The organism is Streptomyces aurantiacus JA 4570, from assembly GCF_000414115.1.
Lineage (GTDB): Bacteria > Actinomycetota > Actinomycetes > Streptomycetales > Streptomycetaceae > Streptomyces > Streptomyces aurantiacus_A.
Genome location: NZ_AOPZ01000232.1, coordinates 18,439 through 34,994, shown reverse-complemented (window position 1 = coordinate 34,994; position 16,556 = coordinate 18,439). Strand labels below are relative to the sequence as shown.

At 72.9% G+C, this 16,556-nt stretch carries 11 protein-coding genes; 7 read left to right on the top strand and 4 right to left on the bottom strand.

What is annotated here, in order from left to right:
- On the bottom strand, nt 1–952 hold a 952-nt coding region (locus tag STRAU_RS22575; protein WP_472980056.1), incomplete at its 3' end, for a PucR family transcriptional regulator ligand-binding domain-containing protein.
- Between the two features lie 166 nt (nt 953–1,118).
- Between STRAU_RS22575 and STRAU_RS22570 the strand changes: the two genes are divergently transcribed.
- The 7 genes from STRAU_RS22570 to STRAU_RS22540 all read left to right on the top strand — a co-directional run bounded on the left by STRAU_RS22570 (nt 1,119) and on the right by STRAU_RS22540 (nt 12,661).
- Nucleotides 1,119–2,588 (top strand): sodium:solute symporter family protein, encoded by a 1,470-nt coding sequence (locus STRAU_RS22570; RefSeq protein ID WP_016642697.1) that lies wholly within the window; start codon nt 1,119–1,121, stop codon nt 2,586–2,588.
- A 180-nt stretch (nt 2,589–2,768) separates the two neighbouring features.
- The gene (speB, locus tag STRAU_RS22565) at nt 2,769–3,743 is read left to right on the top strand and encodes an agmatinase (RefSeq protein WP_016642696.1); all 975 of its coding nucleotides are present in this window, start codon (nt 2,769–2,771) and stop codon (nt 3,741–3,743) included.
- Between the two features lie 103 nt (nt 3,744–3,846).
- On the top strand, nt 3,847–5,544 hold the full coding sequence (locus STRAU_RS22560) for a thiamine pyrophosphate-binding protein (protein ID WP_037661172.1): 1,698 nt from the start codon (nt 3,847–3,849) through the stop codon (nt 5,542–5,544).
- Nucleotides 5,545–5,654: 110 nt separating this feature from the next.
- Nucleotides 5,655–6,578 (top strand): serine hydrolase, encoded by a 924-nt coding sequence (locus STRAU_RS22555; RefSeq protein WP_037661148.1) that lies wholly within the window; start codon nt 5,655–5,657, stop codon nt 6,576–6,578.
- A 201-nt stretch (nt 6,579–6,779) separates the two neighbouring features.
- Nucleotides 6,780–10,568, top strand: coding sequence for an ABC transporter ATP-binding protein (locus STRAU_RS22550; RefSeq protein WP_037661169.1), 3,789 nt, complete (start codon nt 6,780–6,782; stop codon nt 10,566–10,568).
- Between the two features lie 112 nt (nt 10,569–10,680).
- A complete protein-coding gene (locus tag STRAU_RS22545; protein WP_037661145.1) occupies nt 10,681–11,073 on the top strand; it encodes a hypothetical protein in 393 nt (130 codons plus the stop codon).
- Nucleotides 11,074–11,242: 169 nt separating this feature from the next.
- On the top strand, nt 11,243–12,661 hold the full coding sequence (locus STRAU_RS22540) for an alpha/beta hydrolase family protein (RefSeq protein ID WP_037661142.1): 1,419 nt from the start codon (nt 11,243–11,245) through the stop codon (nt 12,659–12,661).
- Between the two features lie 91 nt (nt 12,662–12,752).
- Here the strand turns inward: STRAU_RS22540 and STRAU_RS22535 are convergent, their stop codons facing one another.
- The 3 genes from STRAU_RS22535 to STRAU_RS22525 all read right to left on the bottom strand — a co-directional run bounded on the left by STRAU_RS22535 (nt 12,753) and on the right by STRAU_RS22525 (nt 16,551).
- Nucleotides 12,753–13,373 carry a hypothetical protein gene (locus STRAU_RS22535; RefSeq protein WP_016642689.1) on the bottom strand — a complete coding sequence of 207 codons (621 nt, stop codon included), beginning with the start codon at nt 13,371–13,373 and terminating at the stop codon, nt 12,753–12,755.
- A 140-nt stretch (nt 13,374–13,513) separates the two neighbouring features.
- A complete protein-coding gene (locus tag STRAU_RS22530; RefSeq protein WP_016642688.1) occupies nt 13,514–15,295 on the bottom strand; it encodes a glycoside hydrolase family 3 protein in 1,782 nt (593 codons plus the stop codon).
- 320 nt (nt 15,296–15,615) lie between these two features.
- Nucleotides 15,616–16,551, bottom strand: coding sequence for a LysR family transcriptional regulator (locus STRAU_RS22525; RefSeq protein ID WP_016642687.1), 936 nt, complete (start codon nt 16,549–16,551; stop codon nt 15,616–15,618).
- Between the last annotated feature and the right edge of the window lie 5 nt (nt 16,552–16,556).

The following is a 16,556-nucleotide window of genomic DNA, read 5'->3' as shown; positions in this document are numbered from 1 at the left end:
GCCGGGGTGGACGGCGCCCGGTCGCGGTCGCCGTGGCGCACGCGCGCGTGCACCACGGTCCACCGGTCGGCGCCGAGCAGCGGGGCCACGTCCGCGGGGGCGGCGCCGAGCAGGAGGCGCAGGCCTCCCGCTGCCGGGTGGCGACCCCGAGCGCGAGCCCGTGCGCCCCGGCGAGGGCGTAGGCCGCGAGGTGGGTCCCGGAGACGGTGTCGGTGGCGGAGGCGGGGGCGGGGCGCGGGGAGTGGCCCTCCGCGCCTCCTCCGGCGCCGCGCCCGGCCGGGTTCACCACCCCGGCCAGCCGGACCAGCCCCGCCAGGGCCTCCTGCCCCGGCTCCGCCCCCGCCGACTGGGCGGGGTTGCCGTCGGGCCCGTACAGCGCCGCGTACCCGCCCAGCCGTGACGCCAGCTGCCGGAGCAGGGCCGGGACCGGGTCCGGGCGGGCCGCCGCGGCCGCGAGGCCCTGCTGGGCCTGGGTGACGCGGCGGAGTTCGGCGTGCCGGGCCTCGGCCATGAGCTGCCACACCGCGCGGGCGATCCCGCTGAACGTGGTGCGCGGCGGCACTTCGAGGAGGGGGAGGCCGTGCCGGTCGCAGGCGTCGGCCAGCGCCCGCGGCACCGTGTCGTGCACCGGGGCCACGCCGAAGCCCAGGGCGGCACCGCCCGCTGCGACGATGCGGGCCACATAGCCGTCCAGGTGGGCGTCCGCGTCCGTCGCCGGGACGTGCACCCCGGCCGTGAGCAGCAGCTCGCCGCCCAGCAGATACGGATACGGATCGGCCATCTCCGAGGTGTGCACCCAGTGCACGACGGCGCCGGTCCCCGCCGCGTCCGGGCCCGCGATCTGCCGCAGGCCGAGCTCCTCACGGGCAAGGAGGGCGGTCAGCGGGACGGGCGGGGTGGGCGGTGCGGCCGCTGGGGCGTCGCGGTGCGGGACCATGGACACTTCCTCCATCCGCGGCTCGGAGAGTGTAGGAAACGTACACTTCAGCGTCGCTTTCCGGCCACCTAGGGTCGTGCCGACCGGCGCCTCGGGTACGGGCGGATGTCCCCGCGGCCGGTCATCGCAGCACTCCACCCGCACGACACGCCACTGACCGAGCGCGCAAGGAGGCCCCTTTATGGCCGTCGACTACACAGTGATCGTGGTCTATCTCGCCGGGATGCTGGCCATGGGCTGGTGGGGCATGCGCCGCGCCAAGTCCAAGAGTGAGTTCCTCGTCGCGGGCCGCCGCCTCGGTCCCTGGATGTACTCCGGCACGATGGCCGCGATCGTCCTCGGCGGCGCCTCCACCATCGGCGGCGTCGGCCTCGGCTACACCCACGGCCTGTCCGGCGCGTGGATGGTGTTCACGATCGGCCTCGGCCTGCTCGCCCTGTCGGTCTTCTTCTCGGCCCGCATCGCCCGCCTGAAGGTGTACACGGTCTCCGAGATGCTCGACCTGCGCTACGGCGGCCGCGCGGGCGTCCTCTCCGGCGTCGTCATGTGGGCGTACACGCTGATGCTCGCGGTCACTTCGACCATCGCGTACGCCACCATCTTCGACGTCCTCTTCGACATGAACCGCACGCTCGCCATCGTCATCGGCGGCTCCATCGTCGTCGCCTACTCCACGCTCGGCGGCATGTGGTCCATCACGCTCACCGACATGGTGCAGTTCGTCGTCAAGACGGTCGGCGTGCTGCTCCTTCTCCTGCCCATCGCCGTCGTCAAGGCCGGCGGCTTCGGCGAGATGCGCGACAAGCTGCCCGACGAGTACTTCGCGCCGCTCGGCATCGGCGGCGAGACGATCTTCACGTACGTCCTGATCTATACGTTCGGCATGCTCATCGGGCAGGACATCTGGCAGCGCGTCTTCACCGCGCGCAGCGACAAGGTCGCGCGGTACGGGGGGACCGTCGCCGGTACGTACTGCCTCGTGTACGCGCTCGCCGGTGCCGTCATCGGCACCGCCGCCAAGGTCATGTACCCCAAGCTGCCCAGCGCGGACGCCGCCTTCGCCACCATCGTCAAGGACGAACTGCCCATGGGCGTACGGGGGTTGGTGCTCGCCGCCGCCCTTGCCGCCGTGATGTCCACCTCGTCCGGGGCGCTCATCGCCTGCGCGACGGTGGCCAACAACGACATCTGGGCGCGGGTGCGGGGCGCTGTGCGCGCGGGCGCCGACGCGGGGGAGCCGCACGACGAGGTGAAGGGCAACCGCCTCTTCATCCTCGTCATGGGCGTCGCCGTCATCGGCGTGTCCATCGCCCTCAATGACGTCGTCCAGGCGCTGACCGTCGCGTACAACCTGCTGGTGGGCGGGCTCCTTGTGCCCATTCTGGGCGGGTTGCTGTGGCGGCGGGGGACCGCCGCGGGGGCGCTCTCCGCGGTCGTGGCGGGCGGGGGTTCGGTCATCGGGCTCATGTGGTGGTACGGCATCCTCGCCAACGAGCCCATCTATTATGGGCTGTTGACCTCGCTCGTGGTGTACGTGGCCGTGTCGCTGGCCACGCCGCCGACGGATCCGGTCGTGCTTTCCGCTTGGCGCGAGCGGGTCGCTGGCCGCAGCCCCGAGCCGACGGCACCGGAGGCTTCGGTGGCCGCATGAAGAGTCCCCGAACCACCCCTTCCCAGAAACCGGGGGCTGCCGCCCCCTGGACCCCCGCTGATCGCCGCTCCGCCGGAGCCCCAGTTTCGGGAAGGGGCGGGCTTGGGGAGCCCCCGGCAGGGCCCGCCATCGCGCCACACCCGACCACGTAAGACATGCACCACCAGGAGGAACCCGACCATGACCACCGTCCCGAACGAGCCCCGCGGCCCCGTCGACTCCTCGCGCGTCCCGCGCTACGCGGGCCCCGCGACGTTCGCCCGGCTCCCCCGCCTCGACGAGGTGGGCAGGACGGACATCGCCGTCGTCGGGGTCCCCTTCGACACGGGCGTGTCGTACCGCCCGGGCGCCCGCTTCGGCGGCAACGCGATCCGCGAGGCGTCCCGGCTGCTGCGCCCGTACAACCCGGCCCAGGACGCCTCCCCCTTCGCGCTGGCCCAGGTCGCCGACGCCGGCGACATCGCCGCGAACCCGTTCAACATCAACGAGGCCGTGGAGACGATCGAGGCGGCGGCCGACGACCTGCTCGCGACCGGCGCCCGGATGATGACGCTGGGCGGCGACCACACCATCGCGCTGCCGCTGCTGCGGTCGATGGCGAAGAAGCACGGCCCGGTCGCGCTGCTGCACTTCGACGCGCACCTGGACACGTGGGACACGTACTTCGGGGCGGAGTACACACACGGCACCCCGTTCCGCCGGGCCGTGGAGGAGGGCATCCTCGACACCGAGGCGCTCTCGCACGTCGGCACGCGCGGCCCGCTGTACGGCCGCCAGGACCTCACCGACGACGAGAAGATGGGCTTCGGCATCGTCACCTCGGCGGACATCTACCGCCGCGGCGCGGACGAGGTCGCCGACCAGCTCCGCCAGCGCATCGGCGACCGCCCGCTGTACATCTCCATCGACATCGACTGCCTGGACCCGGCCCACGCGCCGGGCACGGGCACGCCGGAGGCCGGTGGCATGACCTCCCGCGAGCTCCTGGAGATCCTGCGCGGGCTCTCCTCCTGCAACCTCGTCTCCGCCGACGTCGTGGAGGTCGCCCCCGCCTACGACCACGCCGAGATCACGGCCGTGGCCGCCTCCCACACCGCGTACGAACTGACGACGATCATGTCCCGGCAGATCGCCGCGGGCCGCGCCGCGAACTGACCCGAGCCCGCGGGGCCGCCGCCGACACTGCGCGGCGGCCCCGCGGCTCTCGTACGCCGGTGAAGGGCGCCGCGCGCGGGCGCGCGACGGAAGGATGACCGACATGACCCATGACCACGACATCGTGCTGCGGCCCACCGCCGCGCAGACCACGGCCGCGCTGAACCCCCCGCCGGGCCGCAACGGCGGCGACCTCGTCGTCGAGACCCTGCAAGGGCTCGGCGCCACCACCGTGTTCGGCCTGCCGGGGCAGCACGCGCTCGGCATGTTCGACGCGCTGCGGCGCTCCTCGCTGACGTACGTCGGGCTGCGGGTCGAGAACAACACCGGCTTCGCCGCCGACGCCTACGGGCGGATCACCGGCGAGGTCGCGCCGCTGCTCCTGTCCACGGGGCCCGGCGCGCTCACCTCGCTGGCCGCGCTCCAGGAGGCCGCCGCCGGGTCCTCGCCGGTGCTCGCCATCGGCAGCCAGGTCCCGGTCGCCGGGCTCGGCGGCGGGCGCCACGGCTATCTGCACGAACTCCGCGACCAGCAGGCGTCGTTCCGGGACGTGGTGAAGTCCGTCCACACCGTGCGTACGCAGTCGCAGATCCCGTCCGCGATCGCCGCGGCCTGGGAGTCGGCCCTCACCGCGCCGCACGGCCCGGTGTGGGTGGAGATCCCGCAGGACGTGCTGCTCGCCGAGACCTCGCTGCCGGTCGTCACGGCCGTCGACGCGACGCCCGACGAGGTCGTGCCGCGGCCCGAACTCACCGCCGTGGCAGCCGACTTGCTGGTACGTGCCGAGCGTCCCGCGATCATCGCGGGCGGCGGTGTCGTACGTTCCGACGCCTCGGGGAAGCTGCTCGCGCTCGCCGAGCGCCTGAACGCGCCCGTCGTCACCACCTTCGGCGGCAAGGGCGCCTTCCCCTGGGAGCACCCGCTCTCCCTCCAGTCCTGGCTGGAGGACCGGCACACCACCGACTTCCTGGAGGACGCCGACGTCCTCCTTGTCGTGGGGTCCGGCCTCGGTGAACTCTCCTCCAACTACCACACGTTCGAGCCGCGCGGCCGCGTCATCCAGATCGAGGCGGACCTCGGCAAGCTGGAGTCCAACCACCCGGCGCTCGGCATCCACGCGGACGCCCGGCTCGCGCTCTCCGCCCTCCTGGAGACTCTCCTGGAGACCGGCGCCGAGCGGCCCGACCCGGCGGCCCCGGAGCGGGTTCGGGGGGCCCTCGCGGCGGTCCGCGAGCGCATCGACGGACAGGGGCTGACCCTCGAACAGGACGTCCTCGCCGCCGTGCGCGCCGCCCTGCCCGACGGCTCCCCGTCCTTCTGGGACATGACGATCCTGGCGTACTGGGCCTGGTCCGCCTTCGACGCGCGGCGGCCCAACACCATGCACTCCGCGCAGGGCGCGGGCGGCCTCGGTTACGGCTTCCCGGCCGCCCTCGGAGCGGCCGCCGCCGATCCGACGCGGCCCGTGCTCGCCGTCTCCGGCGACGGCGGCGCGATGTACTCGATCGCGGAGCTGGCCACCGCCCGCCAGTACAACCTCGACGTGACCTGGCTGATCGTCGACGACGGCGGCTACGGAATCCTCCGCGAGTACATGGCGGACGCCTTCGGCGAGGCGACCGGCACCGAGCTGGCCCGGCCGGACTTCGTGGCGCTCGCGGAGTCCTTCGGGGTGCCGGGCGTCCGGACGTCCCCCGAGGCGCTCAGGGGCGACCTCGCGAAGGCGCTCGCCCAGCCGGGGCCGAGCGTGGTCGTGCTTCCTGCGGTGCTGCGGATGTTCGCGCCGACGCATCTGAGCTGAGGTTCTTCTCGGTTCATCGCCTTCCCCGTGCAACCTTCACGGGGGTCGGCGAGTCATGTGAAACGCGTGCGCTGGGGGCGCACGCGTGTCCGACTACGGGGGGAATCTCCATGACGCACCGAATATCCCGGCCTGCCCGCCTGCTGAGCGCAGGCGTCGCTGCCGCTGTCCTCGTGCCGGTCGCAGGGATGGCCGCCGCCACCCCGGCCGCCGCCGCGACACCGCAGGTCACGTGCACCTCGCAGCAGCCGGAGCTGGCGAAGAAGCTCAAGAAGGACATCGCCGCCGCGCTCAAGAACCGCAAGGGCACCATCGCCGTCGGCCTGCACGACAAGGCCACGAAGACGACCTGCACGCTGCGCGGCACGACCGCGTTCGACTCGGCGAGCGTCGTGAAGGTGACCGTCCTCGCCACGCTCCTGTGGGACGCCAAGAAGTCGGACCGGTATCTGACGACGCGCGAGTCCGACCTCGCCACCGCCATGATCACCAAGTCGGACAACAACGCCACCAGCACCCTGTGGCGGCAGCTCGGCGCCACCAAGGTGAAGAAGTTCCTGGCCGCGGCCAAGATGACCAAGACGGTGCCGGGCTCCGGCGGCTACTGGGGCCTCACCCGCGTCAACGTCACCGACGAGCAGAAGCTGCTCGCCCTGATCACCGGCAAGAACGCCGTGCTCAGCGACAACGCCCGCGCCTACATCCTCAAGCTCATGGGCAAGGTCGTCCGCGACCAGCGCTGGGGCACGCCCGCGGGCGCCCCCTCCGGCACCGCCATCCACGTCAAGAACGGCTGGCTGCCCCGCGCCACGCACGGCTGGCGCGTGCACAGCATCGGCGCCTTCAAGGGCCGCGGCCACGACTACACGATCTCCGTGCTCACCCACGGCAACAGCAGCATGCAGTACGGCGTGGACACCATCCAGAAGGTCTCCAGAGCCATCCACAAGGACCTGACCCCCCTCACCCAGGCCCCGACCCGCTTCACTCCGACGGACACCCCCAAGGAAGCAACGGTCCCGGCGCCTCGGTAGCACTCAAGCGCCGGGCGGGGAGAACAAGCCCGTCCGGCGTTTGAGGACGAGGGCCGAAGGCCCGAAAAAGCGGGGGAGAGGGGGCGCAGCCCCCATGGTGGGGGAGAGGGGGCGCAGCCCCCATGGTTTGTTGCGGCGGGATGAAATCGGTAGACCACCGCGTTGGTGCTCTCGGCAGAGCAGGTCGACGGGAGGCACACGGTGGCGGAGCAACGGGGCTGGGCGAAACGACTCTGGGGCTATGCCTGGCGCTACCCCAAGGACGTCGTGCTCGCCCTCGGCTCCTCCCTGGGCGGCATGGCCGTCATGGCCCTCGTCCCGCTGCTCACCAAGGTGATCATCGATGACGTCATCGGGGATCACAGCCGCTCCATGGGCCCCTGGGCCGCCGCCCTCATAGGCGCCGCGGTCCTGGTCTACGTCTTCACGTACATCCGCCGCTACTACGGCGGCCGCCTCGCCCTCGACGTGCAGCACGACCTGCGCACGGAGATGTACGACACGGTCACCCGCCTCGACGGACGGCGTCAGGACGAGCTGTCCACCGGACAGGTCGTCGGCCGCGCCACCAGCGACCTCCAGCTCATCCAGGGCCTGCTCTTCATGCTGCCGATGACCATCGGCAACGTCCTGCTGTTCGTGATGTCCCTGGTGATCATGGCGTGGCTGTCGCTGCCGCTGACCCTGGTCGCGCTCGCCGTCGCCCCCGCCCTGCTCTGGATCGCCCGCCGCAGCCGCACCAAGCTGCACCCCGCCACCTGGTACGCGCAGGCCCAGGCGGCCGCCGTCGCGGGCGTCGTCGACGGTGCCGTCGGCGGCGTACGCGTGGTGAAGGGCTTCGGGCAGGAGGAGCAGGAGACCGGGAAGCTGCGCGAGGTCGGCCGCAGGCTGTTCGCGGGCCGCCTGCGCACCATCCGCCTGAACTCGCGCTACACCCCCGCCCTGCAGTCCGTGCCCATGCTCGGGCAGGTCGCGATGCTCGCGCTCGGCGGCTGGCTCGCGGTCAAGGGCGAGATCACGCTCGGTACGTTCGTCGCGTTCTCCACCTATCTCGCCCAGCTCGTCGGGCCCGTGCGCATGCTCGCCATGGTCCTGACCGTGGCCCAGCAGGCCCGCGCCGGCGTCGAGCGCGTCCTGGAGCTCATCGACACCGAGCCGACCATGAAGGACGGCACGAAGGAGCTGCCCGCCGACGCCCCGGCGACCGTCGAGTTCGACGACGTGTCGTTCGCGTACGACGACGGGCGCCCGGTCCTGGAAGGGCTCAGCTTCGAGATACGGCCCGGCGAGACCCTCGCCGTCGTCGGCTCCTCCGGCAGCGGCAAGTCGACGGTGTCGCTGCTCCTGCCCCGGTTCTACGACGTGACGCACGGCGCCGTCCTCGTCGGCGGCCACGACGTGCGCGAGCTGACCCACGAGTCGCTGCGCGCCGCCATCGGCCTGGTCCCCGAGGACTCCTTCCTCTTCTCCGACACCGTGCGCGCCAACATCGCCTACGGCCACCCCGGCGCCACCGACGAGGAGATCGAGCGCGCCGCCCGCGCCGCCCAGGCCGACCGCTTCATCGCCGAGCTGCCCGACGGCTACGACACCAAGGTCGGCGAGCACGGCCTGACCCTCTCCGGCGGCCAGCGCCAGCGCGTCGCCCTGGCCCGCGCCATCCTCACCGACCCGCGCCTGCTCGTCCTCGACGACGCCACCTCCGCCGTGGACGCCCGCGTCGAGCACGAGATCCACGAGGCCCTCAAGCACGTCATGGAGGGTCGCACGACCCTCCTCATCGCGCACCGCCGCTCCACCCTGAACCTCGCCGACCGCATCGCCGTCCTCGACGGCGGCCGCCTCGCCGACCTCGGCACCCACGAGGACCTTGAGCGCCGCTCGCCGCTGTACCGGCGCCTGCTCACCGACCCCGACGAGCTGGGCGGCGTCTCGCCCGGCCACGTCGCCCCCGCCCCGGCCGCCGAGGCCGTCGAGGACACCTCCGTACGCGACGAGCTGGACGCCGAGTTCGACGCCGAGCGCGGCATCACCCCGCGTCTGTGGGTGGGCGACCGGGAGCCGCAGGACATCGCCCTCGCCGGGACCCCGGCGACCCCCGAACTCCTCGCCCAGGTCGACGCGCTGCCGCCCGCCACCGACACCCCCGCCGTCGACGAGGCGCGCGCCGTCACGCCCGAGGAGTCGTACGGACTGCGCAGGCTGCTGCGCGGCTTCGGCGCGCCCCTCCTGGTCAGCCTGTCGCTCGTCGCCGTCGACGCCGGAATGGGCCTGCTCCTGCCCGTCCTCATCCGGCACGGCATCGACGAGGGCGTCACGCAGGCCGCGCTCGGCGCCGTGTGGGCCGCGTCCGCGCTGGCCCTCGCCGCCGTCGTCGTGCAGTGGGCCGCCCAGACCGGCGAGATCCGCAAGACGGGACGCACCGGCGAACGCGTCCTCTACGCCCTGCGTCTGAAGATCTTCGCGCAGCTCCAGCGGCTCGGCCTCGACTACTACGAGCGGGAACTCACCGGGCGCATCATGACCCGGATGACCACCGACGTGGACGCGCTGTCCACGTTCCTCCAGACCGGCCTGGTCACCGCGTTCGTCTCCGTCGTCACCTTCTTCGGCATCATGGTCGCGCTGCTCGTCATCGACGTACAGCTCGCCCTCGTCGTCTTCGCGACGCTGCCGCTGCTCGTCATCGGTACGTTCTTCTTCCGCAGGTCGAGCGTGAAGGCGTACGAGCTGGCCCGTGAGCGGGTGTCGGTGGTCAACGCCGACCTTCAGGAGATGGTGTCCGGGCTGCGGATCGTGCAGGCGTTCCGGCGCGAGCGGACGGGCAGCGAGCGGTTCGCGGCGCGCAGCACGGAGTACCGCGCCGCCCGCATCCGCGGCCAGTGGCTGATCTCCGTGTACTTCCCGTTCGTGCAGTTCCTGTCGTCGGTGGCCGTGGTGGCCGTCCTGATCGTGGGCGCGAACCGGGTCGAGGCGGGCACGCTCACCACCGGCGCCCTTGTCGCGTACCTCCTCTACATCGATCTGTTCTTCGCCCCCGTGCAGCAGCTCTCCCAGGTCTTCGACGGCTATCAGCAGGCCACCGTCTCGCTCGGCCGCATCCAGGAGCTGCTCCAGGAGCCCACGTCCACGAAGTCCGCCGACGAACCGCTCGACGTGCTCTCCCTGCGCGGCGAGATCGCGTTCGAGGACGTCGACTTCGCGTACGGCTCCGACGGCTCCGACGGCGCCGCCGAGAACACCGCGAACACCGAGAACACCGAGAACACCGCGAACACCGAGAACACCGGGAACGCCGAGGCCGCGCTGAGCGGGGTGCGGCTGCGGATTCCCGCGGGGCAGACCGTCGCCTTCGTCGGCGAGACCGGCGCGGGCAAGTCCACGCTCGTCAAGCTCGTGGCCCGGTTCTACGACCCGACCTCGGGCCGGGTCACGGTCGACGGCACCGACGTGCGCGCCCTGGACCTCACCTCGTACCGCCACCGGCTCGGCGTCGTGCCGCAGGAGGCGTATCTGTTCGCGGGCACCGTCCGCGACGCCATCGCCTACGGCCGGCCCGACGCCACCGACGCGCAGGTCGAGGCGGCCGCGCGGGCCGTCGGCGCGCACGAGATGATCGCCACCCTCGACGGCGGCTATCTGCACGAGGTCTCCGAGCGCGGCCGCAACCTCTCCGCAGGACAGCGCCAGCTCATCGCCCTGGCCCGCGCCGAGCTCGTCGACCCCGACATCCTGCTCCTCGACGAGGCCACCGCCGCCCTCGACCTCGCCACCGAGGCCCAGGTCAACCAGGCCACGGACCGCATCGCGGGCAAGCGCACGACGCTGGTCGTCGCCCACCGCCTCACCACGGCCGCCCGCGCGGACCGCGTGATCGTGATGGACCACGGGCAGGTCGCCGAGGACGGCACGCACGAGGAACTGCTCGCCCGCGACGGGCGGTACGCGGAGCTGTGGCGGACCTTCGTGGGGGAGCCGGTGGGGGCGTAGGCGGGGAGTTCTCGCCCGCGCAGAAATGGTAGGCCGGGTTCCGCAACCGTCGGGTGGCTGTCCGGCGTCCGTACGTCAGTACGCTGATGCGGGGGTGTCGGGAGGGGCAGACGTGAGTAATGCTCGGATACGGCGGAGCCTGGCCGCAGGCGCCGCCGCGCTCGTGGCCGCCGTGCTGCTGGCGCTCGCCGGACCGGGCGTCGGCACCGCGGCCGCGGCGGCGCCGTGCCCAGGACACAAGGTCCGCACCCTGGCCTTCAGCACCGGCAAGATCGTCCTCTACAAGAAGCGCGGCTACGTCTGCGCCGTGACGTACGCCAAGCGCCCCGGCGCCCGCAAGACGATGTCGGTCAGCGTCCAGGCGCGCGGCAGCCGCCCCGTGCGGGACAAGGGCCGCTACACCCGCCTCGCGGGCCCGGTGAAGGTGCACTCGGGGCACCGCTGCGTGTGGGTGAAGGGGTCCGTGGGCGCGGGCAGCATCAGCTCCGGCTGGATCCTCTGCTGACGCCGGGCCGCCGTGGCCCCTTCATGTCAGGTCCGGCATGTCCGGTCAGCGGACGCTCCCGTCCTCTCAGTGAATTTCCCTGAGTCCCCTATGTCCTCAATGTGCCCTGGTGTGCGGGGAGTTGCTCGGTTAGGTTCCGGGGAATCGCTGCACCGACAGGGGAGGACGCATGCGCAGGACCCTCAGATGGGTGTTGTCACTCGTGGTGCTCATAGGCACCGCGGGGTTCACCGGAGTGACGGCCACGGCGGCCACCGACGCCGACCGCGGCACGAACGCCGCCGCGAAGGACATCAAGGACCGGCTCCTCGCCATCAAGGGCATGAGCCTGATCGAGGAGAAGCCGTACGACGGCTACCGCTTCTTCGTCCTCGACTACACCCAGCCGGTCGACCACCGGCATCCCTCCAAGGGCACCTTCAAGCAGCGCATCACCGTGCTGCACAAGGACACCGCCCGGCCCACCGTCTTCTCGACCTCGGGCTACGGCCTGAACACGAACCCGGGCCGCGCGGAGCCGACCCGCATCATCGACGGCAACCAGGTCGCCATGGAGTACCGCTTCTTCACTCCCTCGCGCCCCGAGCCCGCCGACTGGTCCAAGCTCGACATCTGGCAGGCCGCGACCGACCAGCACCGCATCTTCAAGGCCCTCAAGCCGATCTACGGCAAGAAGTGGCTGTCCACGGGCGCCTCCAAGGGCGGCATGACCGCCACGTACTTCGAGCGCTTCTACCCGCGTGACATGGACGGCGTCGTGGCCTACGTCGCGCCGAACGACGTCAACAACCGCGAGGACTCCGCGTACGACCGCTTCTTCGAGAACGTCGGCACCAAGGAGTGCCGCAGCAAGATCGAAGCGGTGCAGCGGCAGGCGCTGCTGCGGCGCGCCCCGATGGAGAAGCTGTACGCCAAGTACGCCGCCGACAACCGCAACACCTTCAAGACCATCGGCAACCTCGACAAGGCATTCGAGGCCGTCGTGCTCGACGTGAACTGGGGCTTCTGGCAGTACCAGCCGTCCGCCACCGCCTGCGCGCAGGTGCCGGACGCCAAGACCGCCGGCGACCAGGCGCTGTTCGACTGGATCGACGAGGTCGGCGGCTGGTCGTCCTACACCGACCAGGGGCTCGAGTACTACACGCCGTACTACTACCAGGCCGGTACGCAGCTCGGTTCGCCCGACATCAAGCAGCCCTGGATCGCCGACCTGAGCCGCTACGGCTACCAGCCACCCCGGAACTTCGTCCCGCGCGACATCTCGATGAAGTTCCAGAAGCACGCGATGAAGGACGTCGACCGGTGGGTGCGGCACAACTCGCACCGGATGCTGTTCGTGTACGGCGAGAACGACCCGTGGGGCGCGGAGCCGTTCCGTCCGGCCCGGGGGGCCAAGCACGACTCCTACGTCATGACCGCGCCCGGCGCCAACCACGGCGCGAACGTCGCCGGGCTCGTCGGCGACGACAAGGCGAAGGCCACGGAGCGGATCCTCGCCTGGGCCGGGGTGCCGACCGCGCAGGCCGCGCCCTATGACGCGAAGCTGGACCGGAAGGACCGGGACCGCCACAACACCCTGAGGCCGTAGCCGTAACCAGGGGGCTCCGCCCCCTGGACCCCCGCTGGGGCAGAGCCCCCAGTTTCGGGAAGGGGCGGGGTTGGGGAGGCCCCCGGCAGGGTCACACCCGCACCGCGCACCCCACCGGCCGGGCCCCGCCCAGGGCCACGTACAGATCCGTGCCCGAAGGACACAGGGAGCGCTCCGCGGCGGACGCGATGACGCGATGCTGCGGGGCCCGGCGGCCCGAGCCGTCGCAGGCGGTTTCCCGCACCTCCCCCCGCCCCGCCCCGTACACACAGTCCCCCACCACGGTCCGAGGCCCACCTCCCGCCCCGGGATCCCCGGGATGCGGCGGTTCGAGATTGCGCATGCAGGCGTACCCCTGCGGAACCTCCCCGTCGCCGTCCTCGTCGACGGCCGGCCGGGACTCGCTGACGTGCAGGACGAAGTCGGTACGCGGGGGACACAGCGGCCCGTCCCCGCTCCGCCCGCCGTGCCGGGCGACGACCCGCGCGGCGGCCCGCTCACTGCCGCACGGCACCTCCGTGAAGAACTCCCGCCCCCACGAACTGCACTCGCCCGCGCCGAGGAACACCGCCCCGCCCCCGGACGCGGCGGACCCGGCGGACGTGGTGCCACCCGCCCGCCCCGAACCCCCCGGCAGCTGACAGCCCGTGAGCGCCAGCACGACGGCGAGCAGCCCGCCCCCGCACGCCATCCCCACCCCGAACACCCGCATGGCCGCCCCCGACCCCCCCGACACGCACGCCGGGGACACCCAGCGTGACCCCCGGCGGCGGGCGCACGCCAGGTGCTCAGGAGGCTTTGCGCACCTTGGCCGCGGCGGCCGGGGCGGGCTGCGTACGCGGGGTACGCCCGTCAGTCGGCGGCTGCGTACGGCTCGTACGAAAGTCCGTAGCCGATGGGGTACAGCACCTGCGCGGGATCGTCCGGGCTCGGCACCGGCACGGGCAGGCGGCCGACCGGGCGGGCGCGGCCCGCGATGACGCGGGCGGCGGCGCGGAGTTCGACGTCCGTCCAGGAGTACGCGGCGAGCGCGGCGGCCACGCCGGGCAGCCGGGTCACGTCGTGCGGGGTGCGGACGGAGATGGTGATGACGGGCGGTCCCTCCGGGGCGGCGGTGAGGGCGGTGACGAGGGCGTGCTGGGGGTCGCCCTCCGTGACGTCGTACGTCGTGACGATCACCGCGTCGTGCCCGGAGGCCGCCTCGGCGAGGGCCTTGTCCACGGCCTCCGGGGACGGCTCGGTGCCGGTGCTCAACGCCGTTGCCGTGAAGCCGAGTTCGGTCAGGGCGGCGGCGAGGACGGTGGTCGGCGGGCCCGTGGTGCCGGACGGGGAGACCGGGTCGGCGCCCAGGACCAGGACGCGGCCGTGCGCGGCGGGGGACAGCGGGAGCAGCCCGCCCTCGTTGCGGAGCAGCGTCGTGGTGCGCTCGGCGATGCGGTCGGCGGCGGCGAGGTGGTCGGTGCTGCCGACGAGGGCGTCCACGTCGTCCGGGGCGGCGGCGTACGGCTGCTCGAACAGGCCCAGTTTCCGCTTCAGCCGGAGGATCCGCAGGACCGACTCGTCGATGCGGGCCTCGGTCAACTCGCCCTCGCGGACGGCCTGGAGGACCGCGTTCCAGGCGAGTTCGGGCTGGGGCGGGTTCAGGAGCTGGTCGACGCCCGCCTTGATCGCGAGGACGGCGACGCGGTCGTCGCCGTACTTCGTGCGCACCCCCCGCATGGACAGGGAGTCGGTGACGACGACGCCTTCGTGGCCGAGCTGTTCGCGCAGGATGCCGGTGACGATGGGGTGCGAGAGCGTGGCCGGGTCGAGGGCCGGGTCCAGGGCGGGCACCACGATGTGCGCGGTCATCACCACGTCGACGCCCGCGGCGAGCGCGGCGCGGAACGGCGGGGCGTCCAGCTCCTCCCACTGCTCGCGGGTGTGGTGGATGTACGGCAGCGCGGAGTGGCTGTCGGTCTCGGTGTCGCCGTGGCCGGGGAAGTGCTTGGCGGCGGGGGCGATGCCCGCGTCCCGGTAGCCCTCGATCTGCGCGGTCACGAACGCGGACACGGCGTCCGGGCCCGCGCCGAAGGACCGTACGCCGATGACCGGGTTGGCGGGGTTCACGTTGACGTCCGCGGACGGCGCGTAGTTCTGGAAGACGCCGAGCGCGCGCAGCTCGGCGCCGGCGATGCGGGCCGCCTCGCGGACGTCGTCGGCCGAGCCGCCCGCGCCGAGCGCCATCGCGCCCGGCAGCAGCGTGGCGGGCGCGCCGACGCGGGCGACGACGCCGTGCTCCTGGTCGATGGTGAGCAGGAGTGGGATGCCCGGCGGCTGGTCGAGGGCCACCCGCTGTACGTCGTCGGACAGCGCGGCGAGCTGTCGCGGGTCGCGGGTGTTGTGGGCCCAGCCGAAGTAGATGAGGCCGCCCGGGCGGTACTTGGCGACGGCGTCCGCGGCGGTGCGCACGCCCAGCTCCCGCTCGTTCAGCTCGACGTCGGCCGGGTCGGGGGCGGTGGCGTGGTGGCCGTACACATGCAGGACGAAGAGCTGGCCGACCTTCTCCTCGAGGGTCATGCGGGCGAGCAGGGCGTCGTCGGGGCCGGTGTCGTCGGCGTGGTCGCGGGCGGTGCTGTGGGAGTCGTGAGGCACCTGCCACGGATATCCCGTGGGGTGCGGCGGGTCAAGGCCCGGACGGCACGGGTCAAGCCCTGGACGGCACCGGTCGAGGCCCGGACGGCACCGCGCTGCCGTGAGGGGCCGCCACCGGCGCAGTGGAGGGGGCGCACCGGTGGCGGCGCGCTGCCGGCCGCGGGCGGCGGAGAGGGTGGTCAGCGTTCGCAGCCAGCAGCGATGCCGACACCGCCTCGCGGAGACTCTCCGGCAGCGTGCCTGTTGGACGGCCCGGCGCGCGTCAGGGTTCCCGAACGGGCCCCGAATACCCCAAGTTGGTGCGGATGGGCACTGTGGGGTCAGCTCGCCGCGCGGGGCGCTCCGTCGGCCGCGCCGCTGACCGTCCCCCACGACGCGCGCAGCACCCGCACCGCCTCCGCGATCGCCGGGCGCCGAGCCGCCCCCGCCCGCCACACCGCGTACACCCCCCGGACCGGCATCGGGTCGAGCCGGACCGCCGCCACCCCGTCCGGGAGCGGGCCGCGGCCGAGGCGCGGGACGAGGGCGATGCCCAGGCCGGCCGCGACCAGGGCGATCAAGGTGGGGTTCTCCTCCGCCCGGTGGACGATGTCCGGCTCGCAGCCGGCGGCCCGCATCGTCCGCACCAGCCAGTCGTGGCACACCCGCCCCGGCGGCTGCGAGATCCACCGCTCGTCCCGCAGCTCCGCGCGCCGCACCGAATCGCGCCCGGCGAGCCGGTGCCCCGTCGGGACCAGCAGATCGCACAAGTCCTCGCCGATCAGGGCCTGTTCGACGCCGGGCGGCGCGGGCAGCGGTGCGATGTCCCAGTCGTGGGCGACCGCGAGGTCCGCCGCGCCCTTGGCGACGAGGTCCACCGAGAGATGCGGTTCGACCTCCGTCAGGCGCGCGTCCAGGTCCGGGTGGCGGCGCGCCAGCTCGGCGAGCACGCCGGGCAGCAGCCCGCGCGCCGCCGACGCGAACGCCACCACGGTCAGGCGCCCGGCCGGGACGCCCCGCCGCTCCGCCAGGTCGGTCTCCGCGCGCTCCACGATCGCCAGCAACTCCCGTGCCGCGTCGGCGAGTCGCACCGCCTCGTCGGTCAGGGCCACGCCCCGGCCCTGCCGTTCCAGGAGCGTCGTACGCGTCTCCCGCTCCAGCTTGGCGATCTGCTGGGACACGGCGGACGGCGTGTAGCCGAGTGCCGCGGCGGCGGCGCCGACGGTGCCGTGGACGGCCACGGCGTGCAGGGCGCGCAGCCGCGCGAGATCCAGCATGGGCC

Bases quoted from the DNA above. Each gene is read 5' to 3' on its own strand.
- STRAU_RS22535 (WP_016642689.1), bottom strand. From the start codon at position 13,373: ATGCGGGTGTTCGGGGTGGGGATGGCGTGCGGGGGCGGGCTGCTCGCC.
- STRAU_RS22540 (WP_037661142.1), top strand. From the start codon at position 11,243: ATGCGCAGGACCCTCAGATGGGTGTTGTCACTCGTGGTGCTCATAGGC.
- STRAU_RS22560 (WP_037661172.1), top strand. From the start codon at position 3,847: ATGACCCATGACCACGACATCGTGCTGCGGCCCACCGCCGCGCAGACC.
- speB (WP_016642696.1), top strand. From the start codon at position 2,769: ATGACCACCGTCCCGAACGAGCCCCGCGGCCCCGTCGACTCCTCGCGC.
- STRAU_RS22570 (WP_016642697.1), top strand. From the start codon at position 1,119: ATGGCCGTCGACTACACAGTGATCGTGGTCTATCTCGCCGGGATGCTG.
- STRAU_RS22525 (WP_016642687.1), bottom strand. From the start codon at position 16,551: ATGCTGGATCTCGCGCGGCTGCGCGCCCTGCACGCCGTGGCCGTCCAC.
- STRAU_RS22555 (WP_037661148.1), top strand. From the start codon at position 5,655: ATGACGCACCGAATATCCCGGCCTGCCCGCCTGCTGAGCGCAGGCGTC.